Source organism: Pseudomonas sp. FG98, from assembly GCF_057808595.1.
Window position 1 is genome coordinate 1 of the sequence record NZ_JBMDIJ010000134.1, and the last position, 10,431, is coordinate 10,431.

The following is a 10,431-nucleotide window of genomic DNA, read 5'->3' on the forward strand; positions in this document are numbered from 1 at the left end:
AGACACTGTGGCTGGCCCAGATCCCTGTGGGAGTCGGCTTGCCGACGATGAGGCCTTGGGGATCAATGGACGCAGCCCGGTCCACCCGGGCCACGTCTTTCCTGGATTTACTTCACGCTACCCGGCAGTGCATAGGCGATCACGTAGTCGCCACGGTTATCGTTGGTCCCGGTACGGGTGGCGCCGCCGACGGTGACCACGATGTACTGCTTGCCATCACGGCCGACATAGGACATCGGCGCACCCTGCCCGCCCACCGGCAGGCGACCGCGCCACAGCTCTTCGCCGGTGTCGTTGTCCAGGGCGCGGATGTAGTAGTCCAGGGTGCCGTGGAAGAAGGTCAGGCCGCCCTTGGTCACCAGCGGGCCACCCATGGTCGGCATGCCCAGCGGGATATGCACGCCCGGCACGATGCCGTGCACCGGCGCATCCTCGATGCTGCCCATCGGTACCTGCCATTTGGTCTTGCCGGTGTTCAGGTCGATGGCGGTCATGCTGCCGAACGGCGGCTTGAAGCACGGCACGCCCAGGGGCGAGACGAACATCGAGCGCTCCACGCCCCACGGCGTGCCCAGCTGCTCGGAGTATTCGCCTTCGGTGCTCGGCTTGAGGCCGGTGCGACGGGCATCTTCACGCTTGATGAAGCGCCCCCACTGGGCCATGCGGATGTCGTTGACGATCAGCGTGCCGGTGGACGCATCCAGCGCGCCGCCGCCCCAGTTGAAGCCGCCGTAGTAGCCCGGATAGATCAGCGTGCGCTGGCCTTCGACCAGCGGGGTGAACTCGCCCTCCCAGCGCATTTCCTTGAAGTCGATGCGGCACATCAGCTGGTCGAAGACCGTACCGCCCCACATGTCCGACTCCTTGAAGCGCTCGGTACCGACCGAGAGCTGCGAGTACGGCTGGGTCGGCGAGATGCGCATGCCCGGCACGCCGTCGGTGGCGACTTTGCGTTGCTCAACCGGGAACACCGGGGTGCCGTCACGACGATCGAGGACAAAGATCTGCCCGCGCTTGGTCAGGGCGATGACCACCGGGGTCTTGCCGCCTTCCTTGTTGGGCAGGTCGTAGAGGATCGGCTGGGCCGACACGTCGTAGTCGAACATGTCGTTGTTGGCGGTGCGGAAGTGCCACTTGTCGACGCCGGTGTTCACGTCGATGGCGACGATCGAGTCGTTGTACTCATCGGAGCCGGGGTGACGGTCGCCGTTCCAGAAGTCCGGGGTCTGGTTGCCGGTGGGGATGTAGGCCAGGCCCAGCACCGGGTCGTAGGAAGCGGTGCCCCAGAAGTTCGGCGAGTCGCTCGGGTAGTTCTCGCCTTCCGGCAGCGGTACGCCACGCTTTGGATTCAGCGCGTCCCAGGCCCACAGCAACTGGCCGGTGCGCACGTCGAAACCACGGGTCACGCCCGAGGGTTCACCGGTCTTGAGGTTGTCGTTGATCTTGCCGCCGACGATCACCACGTTGCCGGCCACCAGCGGGGCCGAGGTCAGGTAGTAGGAGCCGTCGGTGTTGGGACCGATGCCCTTGAGCAGGTCCACTTCACCGTGCACGCCGAAGTCTTCGCAGGGTTTGCCGGTAGCGGCATTCAGGGCGATCAGGCGGGCATCGACGGTGGTGGTGATGATGCGCCGGCGGCATGCAGCCGGCTCGCTGGCAACACTGGCAACGCTCGGCTCGACCGGCGTCGAGGCGTTTTGCGGGGCCTTGTCGGCATCGTAGTAGCCGACGCCACGGCAGCGCTTCCAGGTCTTGTTCGACGGGGTTTCCTTGATCCGCGGATCGTACTTCCACTTCTCGGCGCCAGTGACCGGGTCGAGGGCGAAGACCTTGTTCAGCGGGGTGCACAGGTAGACCGTGTCGTCCACCTTGAGCGGCGTGCCCTGGTACTCGGCGCCGTCGATCGCCAGGTCGCCGGTACGGAAGGTCCAGGCGACCTGCAGATCCTTGACGTTGGCCTTGTTGATCTGCGCGAACTGGGCGAAGCGCTCGCCGTGGGTACCACGGCCATAGGCGGTCCAGTCCTGGCCATCGGCTTCACCAGCGTCTGCCGCGACCACGGGCGATACCGCGCCCTTCTGCGCTACGACGGTCGGGTGCGGCTTGAACATACCGACACCAAAGCCGACCAGGCTGGCGATCAGGGCCAGGCTGATGGCGGCACGCGGGCCCTTGCCGAGGAAACGGCGATTGCCATCCAGCAGCGGCACCAGCAAGGTCAGCACCAGGGCGATGACGATGAAGGTCATCAGGCGCGGGACCAGTTGCCAGAAGTCCAGGCCGACCTCGGCCAGCGCCCATACCACGGTGATCAACAGCAGCGCCAGGGCCAGCCAGGTAGCGACGACCTTGCGTCGTACCAGGCATACGCCGCTGACCAGCATCAGCAGGCCGGCCAGCAGGTAGTATCCGCTGCCGCCCAGGGCAATCAGCTTGCCGCCGCCCAGGGTCAGACCGACCCCGAGCAGGGCCAGGACCGCGCCGATGACAATCGGCACGATGGCTTTCACATTCATATCCATTCCTAAGGTTGGTGCGGCCTTCGCCACATCGTTCAGATCGATGCCCGGGCGCTCCCCGCCCCCGCACATCTCCAGCAAGCTCCTGCAGTGCAAGCAGCCGACCGATCCGTGGCAGTTCCGTCAAAAACCATGAGAGCGCTCTCATTTCTGGTGAGATTTCGCCGTGCAACATCCGACCCAGACGTGCCGCGAAAAATGAGAGCGCTCTCATTCGTAACGGAAAAAATGGCGACCGATCCTGGTCGCCATGCAAACGGGCGGAATGTTATGAATTGTTACATCCTGAGTCAATCTGACGCAGGCAATAAAATGAGAATAATTATCGACTGTCTGCGGGTGCCGCCGTGGACCCGCGCACGATGAGCCTGACGGGCATGTCCAGCCGACGCTTGCGCGGCAGGTTGCCGGAGAGGATCGCCTGCAGGGATTCCACCGCGGCCTGGGCCTGGGCTTCGGTGTCCTGGCGCAGGGTGGTCAGGGCGAACAGGGCATTGGCCGCGTCGGGGATATCGTCGAAGCCCACCACCGAGACATCGTCCGGCACCGACAGGCCCATGCCCTTGAGCCGGTCCAGCACGCCCAGGGCGATGAAGTCGTTGGAGGCGAAAATCGCCGTCGGTGGCGTCGCGCTGGCAAACAGCGCATCCACCCCTGCCCGGCCCGATGCCGCGTTGTGCCGGCCATGAATCACCAGCGGCTGCAGCCCGGCCTCCCCCATGAAGCGACTGTAGGCGTTGGCCCGCTCTTTCGAGGACGGCTCGCGCGCACCGGCCAGGTGGGCGATGCGCCGATGGCCTTGGGCATACAGGTGCTCCATGGCCAGGCGCACGCCGCTGTCGTCGTCCACGGCGATGGAGATCACCCCGGGGTGGCTGACCCGTTTGCTGCCGATGAACACGCAGGGCAGCTTGTCGGCGATCTCGCCGATCACCTTCGGCTGATGGGCCGGCCCGAGCAGGATGATCCCCGCCGCGCGCAGGCTGAGCAGGCGCTCGACTTCCTGCAGCGCACCGGCGTCGTCCATCGAGCGCAGCGAGGCGATGCCATCGAAGCCGGCGGCCAGCAGGCGGCGGTCGACGGCCTGGGCCAGCTGGATATGAAAGGGATTGTTCGGGTCGCCGAGGATCAGGCCGACGATGGACGAGCGCGCCGACACCAGGCTGCGCGCCGCGAGGTTGGGCCGGTAGTTCAGGTGGGCGGCGATGGCATCGATGCGCTCGCGGGTTTCCGGACGCACGCCGGGGTCGCCACGCAGGGCACGGGACACCTGGGCACGAGACATCCCCGCCGCTTTGGCGACGTCGTCCAGGGTGGTGAAGGGTTTGGCCATGAAGTTCTCGACGGCGGCAGCGAAAAGCGCCGGGAGGATAGCACAGGGACGTGTCAGGCCCTTGGGGTACAAGGCGGCAGCGAGACTCGACTGAACTTGCCGGGATTGTCTAAGATCGGACCTTTATCGTTTCAGCGTATTTCAGCTTGAGGAGTCTCATGTCGATTCAGGAAGCACCGCCGCCGCTCGCCGCATCGAAGAGCAGCATCGTGAAAATGGAGGCGGCGATGGCGTTGGGGAGTTTCGCCATTGGTACCGGCGAGTTCGCCATCATGGGGCTGATGCCTGATGTCGCCAGCAACCTCCAGCTCAGCGAACCCGAAGTCGGTCATGCCATCAGCGCCTATGCCCTGGGCGTGGTGGTCGGAGCGCCAGCACTGGCCATTCTCGGCGCCAAGCTGCTGCGCAAGCACATGCTGCTGTTGCTGATGGCGCTGTATGCGCTGGGCAACCTGGCCACCGCGTTCGCCCCTTCCTTCGCCGGCCTGGTGGCGTTCCGCTTTATCAGCGGCCTGCCCCATGGCGCCTATTTCGGCATCGCCGCGGTGGTGGCGTCGAGCATGGTGCCAAGCAACCAGCGCGCCGGCGCCGTGGCCCGGGTGATGATGGGCCTGACCCTGGCCATGCTGCTGGGCAACCCCATCGCCACCTGGCTGGGACAGTTCTTTGGCTGGCGTTCGGCGTTCGTCCTGGTAGGCGCGATCGCCCTGTGCACCATCGCCCTGGTCTGGCGCTTCGTGCCGCAGCCGAAGGATGAGCCGCGCAGCGATCCGCGCAAGGAGCTCCAGGCATTCCGCCTGCCCCAGGTGTGGATGGCGCTGGGTATCGCCTCCATCGGCTTTGCCGGGATGTTCTGCGCGTTCAGCTACCTGGCGCCGACCATGCTCGAAGTGACCAAGGTCTCGCCGCAGTGGATTCCCTTTGGCCTGGCGGCCTTCGGCATTGGCGGGATCGTCGGCAATATCGCTGGCGGCAAGCTGTTCGACCGCCTGGGCTTCCGTGCCGTGGGCCTGGTGTTGCTGTGGTCCATCGCCGTGCTGCTGTTCTTCACCGTCGCCGCCCAGGCGCTGTGGTCGATTCTGCTCGGTATCGGCCTGGTCGGCACCATGATCGCCCTCGCCGCGCCGTTGCAGATCCGCCTGATGGATATCGCCCATGAAGCGCCGAGCCTGGCCGCGGCGTCGAACCATGCCGCGTTCAACCTGGCCAATGCCCTGGGGCCGTGGCTGGGTGGGATGGCGATCAGCGCCGGACTGGGCTGGACCAGTACCGGCTATATCGGCGCGGCGACGGCGCTGGTGGGGCTGGGGATTTTCCTGGTAGCGCGGCGCATGAAGGGCGGGCACTAGCGCTTGCTGATCCGCTGGCGCTCCTGCTCGTGGCGGATGCAGCCGTCGTAGTAGGTCTTCTTCACCGAAGCCGGTTGCAGGCGACTGCGGCTGGCATAGGTCTGCTCGGTGATACCCAGGGCCATCTTCGGCATCCAGCGCTCTGGATACTTGCGCACCTTGAGATTCTCCCGGGCCCGCCACAGGGTGGTCCCGGAGAGTTTCGAGTGCTGTGCCGAACGGGCCACTTCCGAGCCCCAGCGGCACATCTCGACCTGCTTCCTGTTCAATCCCTTGGCCTGGGCCGACGTCATCACTGTCATCAGCACCAGCGCTGCCACACCTGTATATCCGAATCGCATCTGGAAAAAGGCCCTACTGTCCAAGAAGCGAAAAATGCTATGCGAAAACAAGGGGTTGAAAGGGCCATCAGTTTGCAATTTGCGCTGTTGCCGATGGCCTCATCGCCGGCAACGCCGGCTCCCACAGGGGTGAGAGCTGGCTTCAGGACTTGAACCGCCCTACCAGGGTATGCAGCTCCTGCGACAGCTCCGACAGGCGTCCGGAATCCTCCCGCGCCGACCCGGCCAGTTGCTCGACCACCCGCGCCTCGTCGTAGATCTGCTGGATATGCCGGTTGATCTCTTCGGCCACGCTGTGCTGCTCCTCGGCGGCGGCAGAGATCTGCAGGTTCTGGTCGCGGATCTCGTTGACCGAGAGCTGGATGCCTTCGAAGCTGTCCCGCGCGCTTTCGATGGAGGAGACGCTGGCCCGGGACAGGTCCAGGCAGCTTTCCATCTTTTCCGAGACTTCCTGGGTCTTGCTGCCGAGGCTGTTGAGCAACTGGTCGATCTCGCCGGTGGAGTCGGAGGTGCGCTTGGCCAGCGCCCGCACCTCGTCGGCGACCACGGCGAAACCACGGCCCTGGTCACCCGCCCGCGCCGCCTCGATGGCGGCGTTGAGGGCCAGCAGGTTGGTCTGCTCGGCAATGCCGCGAATGGTGCCGAGGATCTGGTTGATGCTGCGGCTGCCGGCTTCCAGTTCGAGCATGGCCTGGGACGATTCGACCAGGCGGCTGCCGAGGCGATTGACGTTCTCGGTCGTCAGCTCGATCTGCTGCTTGCCCTCGGCAACCCGGCGATGGCCGCTCTCGGCGGAGTCGGCGGCGCTGCTGCAGGAACGCGCGACTTCGTTGGCGGTGGCGACCATTTCGTTGAACGCGGTGGACACCAGCTCCACCGCCTCGCGCTGGCGGCCAGCCGCCTCGTTCATGTTGCCGGCCATCTCGCGGTTGGCCTGCGAGGCATCGTGCAGGTTGGTCGAGGCCGCACCGATGCGCTGGATCAACTGGCGGATGGCAGCGAGGAACTTGTTGAACCAGCCGGCCAGTTCCGCGGTTTCGTCCTTGCCCTGGACCTTCAGGTCCTGGCGCAGGTCGCCCTCGCCTTCGGCGATCGATTGCAGACCGCTGCTGACCTGGCCGATCGGCTTGACGATGACCTTGGAGAAGGCCGCCGCGATCACCGCAAAGAGCAGGCCCAGCACCGCGACGATAGCGGCGGTCAGCCAGGTCATGCGGGTGGCGGTGGCCATCACTTCCTTGTGTTCGATCAGGCCGACGAAGCGCCAGCCGAGGCCCGGCGAAGTCCACACATTGGCCATGTAGCGGACCCCGCCGATTTCCACTTCGGTGGAACCCTGGGTGGTCGCCGCCAGCCTGGCGTAAGGCTCGCCGAGATCCTTGAGCGGCTTGAAGCTGTGGCCGCTGTCGCGCGGGTCGACCAGCACGATGTCGTTCTCGATCAGCATCACGTAGCCGCTGTCGCCGAGCTTGATGCTCTTGACCAGCTCGGTGAGGTTCTTCAGGGACACGCTGACCACGAACACGCCCTTGGCCTTGCCGGCATCATCGAGCATGGCCCGGGCAGTGCCGACCAGCGCCACGTCGTCCTTATCGTAGTAGTAGGCCGCGGTGCGCACGGTCTTGCCGGGGCTGGCCATGGCCGCCTTGTACCAGGGCCGGGTGCGCGGGTCGTAGTTGGCCAGCTTCGGATCGTCCGGCCACTTGGCGTAGCTGCCGTCTTCCAGGCCGATGGAAAGAATGGCGGCGGCCGGGTGGGTTTCGCCGTACTGGGCAAACTGGGCGATTACCTGTTTGGCGCTGTCCGGCAATGGTTGCTGGGCGGCGTCGGGGCCTTCGTAATGTTTCAGGCTGGTTACAGAGGTGTATACAGGATCCTTGGCCATTTGATCGACGTTCTGCAACGTGCCATCGAAGAACTGGCGCATGTTGCCGTCGATCTGGCGAATTTCACGGGTGCTGCTGTCGAGGAACTGGCTGACCGCGTCAGACCTGGTGTTGCTGACGGAGATGATTCCGACCAGGCTGACCGGGAGGATGGCGACAGATATGAAGGCAAGGGCGAGCTTGGTTTTTATTTTCATACAGGGGTCACAATCCGCTGAAAGTTGAGCAAGTAGTCAAGTAATGGCGACTTGCCATCTTTTAGTTTTCGGCCGGACCACGGTGAATCTTTAGCGGTAATTTTGTGTACAAATTATCAGTTTCGTGAATCCACAGATTGGATTGCCCATCCTGGTGGATTTCCAGCGCTTGCAGTGACTGCCCCAGACAGGGGCCGAGCAGGCAAGTGCCATCAGCGGGATCGAACAAGGCGCCATGGGCGAAGCAGACAATGTGCTGGCCGTCGCCGGACATGAAACGGTCCTTGCGGTACTGCATGGCCACGTCAAGGTGGGGACAGAGGTTGCGGTAGGCCTTGACCTGGCCTTTCCATTTCAAGGCGAGGACGGTGTCGCGGCCTTGGTGCCAGGGGTCGAAGCCAAGGGCCTGGCCTTCTTGCAGGTGGTGTTCGGGGCAAAGAAATACGGGGGTTGCTGGCACGTTCTTCTTCCGTTCCGTGACTGTGGCTGTCCGGGCGGGCCAATCGCCAACAACGCCGGCGATTGGCCCTCAAGTCGATCTCAGATCGGCTCGGCTGTACGCGCCAGCATCGCCTTGGTCAGTCCGATCCGGTCGAAGCTGGCGTCCCGTGCCATCTCCCGTTCCCCGGCCATGATCGAGTTCTCGGCGATGTACTTGCAGCGGTCGAAGCGGCGTATCATGAAGCGCTGCAGCCGGGTACGCAGGTCCCCCTCGCCGAACAGTTCCTCGCTCAGCACCAGCGCATCCTCGATGGCCATTCCCGCTCCCTGCCCCAGGTGCGGGGTGGTGGCATGGGCAGCATCGCCGATCAGGATCACCCGGCCCTTGAACCACGGATCATCGACGAACAGCACCTCCATCGGCTTGTACACCACCTGGCTATCGTCGGTGATCTGCTCGCGCAACTCGCCCACCAACCCGCCGATGCCAGCAAGGCGATCGCGCATGGTGGCGGCCAGTTGGTCCTTCTCGAACCACGGGTTGTTTGGCTCGTGGGAGGTGGAAAACATGTACATCAGGTCGTCTGCCAGCGGCACCAGCCCGGCATTGCCTTCGGCGCCGGTGTAGCTGGCCAGGTGGTCGATGGACGGGTGCCGGGGGAAGTTGTAGCGCCACACTGCCTGGCCGGTGAAACGCGGGGTATAGGTATCGCCGTAGAGCAGACCGCGGATTTTCGAGTACACGCCGTCGGCGCCGATCATCAGGTCATAGCGACCGCTGGAGCCGTCGCTGAAGCTGACGTTGAGGTCGAGGGCAAACTCCTCGTAGGACTCGACGGTGACCCCGAGGCGCACCTGGGTGCCGAGTTCGACGGCGGTATCGCTGAGCACCTGGTGGAGGGCCAGCCGCGAGATGCCGACATTGGCCGGATACTGAGGGCCGGCCAGGCGCTGCCCGGGAATCCGCGCCAAGGCCTTGCCCTGCAGATCGTAGATGCCCACGTCCTCGAAGGCGTAGGCCGCGTCGAGGTAGCGATCGAGCACACCGAGACGGGCCATCTCCCGCACCACGTTGCTCTGCTGGATGATGCCGACACCGTAGACCGTCCATTCGGACTTGATCTCCACCAGGTCGACGCTCACACCCCGACGGCGCAGCGCGATCGCCGTGCACAGGCCGCCGATGCCGCCACCCACGATCAGTACTCTGTTGATATCGCTCATGCGTGATTCCCTTGTTCTTGTTGTCTGGAACAGCCCTCCGGCGGGAGGCTGGAAGCACAGGCTAGGAACCGGGGAAGAATTTGACTAATCGTTACTGGGGATGCAGGGTATCGCGAAAATAAATACAACAACGAGATGCCTGCCATGCGCTTCAAACACCTGGATCTGAACCTCCTGGTGGCGCTGGATGTACTGCTCGAGGAGCAGAACATCACCCGAGCCGCCGAACGTCTGCACATGACCCAATCGGCCACCAGCGGGGTGCTCGGTCGGCTGCGGACATACTTCGAAGACGACCTGCTGGTCCAGGTCGGACGCAAGATGATGCTCACGCCTTTGGCTCGCGAACTGGAGATCCCGGTGCGCGAAGTACTGCTGAAGATCCAGACCTCGATCACCGCCAAGCCGGTGCAGGACATCGCCGAAAGCAAGCGGCATTTCCGCATCATGGCCTCCGACTACCTGATCAGCGTGCTGTTCGCCGAGGTGATCCGCGAGGTCAACCAGCAAGCCCCGATGATGACCTTCGAGCTGATCAGCCCCGGCGAGACCGCACGGGAAATGCTGATGCGCGGCGAGGTCGACCTGATGATCGCCCCGGATCACTACATCGTGAAGGAGCACCCGTCGCAGTTGCTGTTCGAGGAGCAGCATGTGTGCGTGGTGTGCCAGGACAACCAGGCCGTCGGCGAGCGCCTGACCCTGGAGCAGTACCTGGAACTGGGGCATGTCTCGGTGGTGTTCGGGCGCAACCGCACCCCGGGGATCGAGGAATGGTTCATGAGCGAGTACGGCTGCAAGCGCCGCCTCGAAGTGATCACCCATGACTTCAACACCTTGCCGCAACTGGTGATCGGCACCCAGCGGGTGGCCACGGTGCATGGTCGCCTGGCGCGCCTTTATGCGCGCAACCTGCCACTGCGCATCGTGCCGCCCCCGGTCAACCTGCCGGCGATGCAGGAGTACATGAGCTGGCACCGTAGCCTGGACCGGGACCCGGTGCTGGCGTGGTTGCGGGGGAAACTGCTGGAGATGGCGAGCGCGGCGCCATTGGCGGCCTGAGTTTCCCCCGAGAGCAGCGCAGACCCTGTGGGAGCGGGTTTACCGGGACGCCGGACCGCCGCGATTACGATGGTGGTGT

The 10,431-nt window shown here is 64.4% G+C and carries 8 protein-coding genes and 1 pseudogene; 2 read left to right on the forward strand and 7 right to left on the reverse strand.

The genetic code is table 11. From position 1 onward, the window contains the following. Nucleotides 1–107: 107 nt before the first annotated feature. Together ACODSK_RS31335 and ACODSK_RS31340 are read right to left on the reverse strand one after the other, a co-directional pair. Entirely contained in the window at nucleotides 108–2,516 is a 2,409-nt protein-coding gene (locus ACODSK_RS31335) for a membrane-bound PQQ-dependent dehydrogenase, glucose/quinate/shikimate family (protein ID WP_489021848.1), read from the reverse strand. 325 nt (nucleotides 2,517–2,841) lie between these two features. After that, nucleotides 2,842–3,852 carry a LacI family DNA-binding transcriptional regulator gene (locus ACODSK_RS31340; RefSeq protein ID WP_489021849.1) on the reverse strand — a complete coding sequence of 337 codons (1,011 nt, stop codon included), beginning with the start codon at nucleotides 3,850–3,852 and terminating at the stop codon, nucleotides 2,842–2,844. Nucleotides 3,853–4,010: 158 nt separating this feature from the next. Between ACODSK_RS31340 and ACODSK_RS31345 the strand changes: the two genes are divergently transcribed. Further along, nucleotides 4,011–5,201: an MFS transporter gene (locus tag ACODSK_RS31345; protein WP_489021851.1), complete on the forward strand. Its 1,191-nt coding sequence runs from the start codon at nucleotides 4,011–4,013 to the stop codon at nucleotides 5,199–5,201. Here the strand turns inward: ACODSK_RS31345 and ACODSK_RS31350 are convergent. From ACODSK_RS31350 to ACODSK_RS31370, 5 genes and pseudogenes are all read right to left on the reverse strand, one after another. Continuing rightward, the gene (locus ACODSK_RS31350) at nucleotides 5,198–5,503 is read right to left on the reverse strand and encodes a hypothetical protein (RefSeq protein ID WP_489021853.1); all 306 of its coding nucleotides are present in this window, start codon (nucleotides 5,501–5,503) and stop codon (nucleotides 5,198–5,200) included. The two genes, ACODSK_RS31345 and ACODSK_RS31350, sit on opposite strands and share 4 nt — an antisense overlap. A gap of 181 nt (nucleotides 5,504–5,684) precedes the next feature. Then, nucleotides 5,685–6,464, reverse strand: a complete 780-nt coding sequence (locus ACODSK_RS31355; RefSeq protein WP_489021860.1) for a methyl-accepting chemotaxis protein — start codon at nucleotides 6,462–6,464, stop codon at nucleotides 5,685–5,687. A gap of 75 nt (nucleotides 6,465–6,539) precedes the next feature. Beyond that, nucleotides 6,540–7,625: pseudogene (locus tag ACODSK_RS31360) on the reverse strand (cache domain-containing protein); the annotation flags it as partial. 61 nt (nucleotides 7,626–7,686) lie between these two features. Continuing rightward, nucleotides 7,687–8,085 (reverse strand): Rieske (2Fe-2S) protein, encoded by a 399-nt coding sequence (locus ACODSK_RS31365; protein WP_489021854.1) that lies wholly within the window; start codon nucleotides 8,083–8,085, stop codon nucleotides 7,687–7,689. Between the two features lie 80 nt (nucleotides 8,086–8,165). Next, on the reverse strand, nucleotides 8,166–9,290 hold the full coding sequence (locus ACODSK_RS31370; RefSeq protein ID WP_489021856.1) for an FAD-dependent oxidoreductase: 1,125 nt from the start codon (nucleotides 9,288–9,290) through the stop codon (nucleotides 8,166–8,168). Between the two features lie 144 nt (nucleotides 9,291–9,434). Here ACODSK_RS31370 and ACODSK_RS31375 point away from each other — a divergent pair, with 144 nt between their 5' ends. Beyond that, entirely contained in the window at nucleotides 9,435–10,352 is a 918-nt protein-coding gene (locus tag ACODSK_RS31375; protein ID WP_489021858.1) for a LysR family transcriptional regulator, read from the forward strand. Nucleotides 10,353–10,431 lie beyond the last annotated feature (79 nt).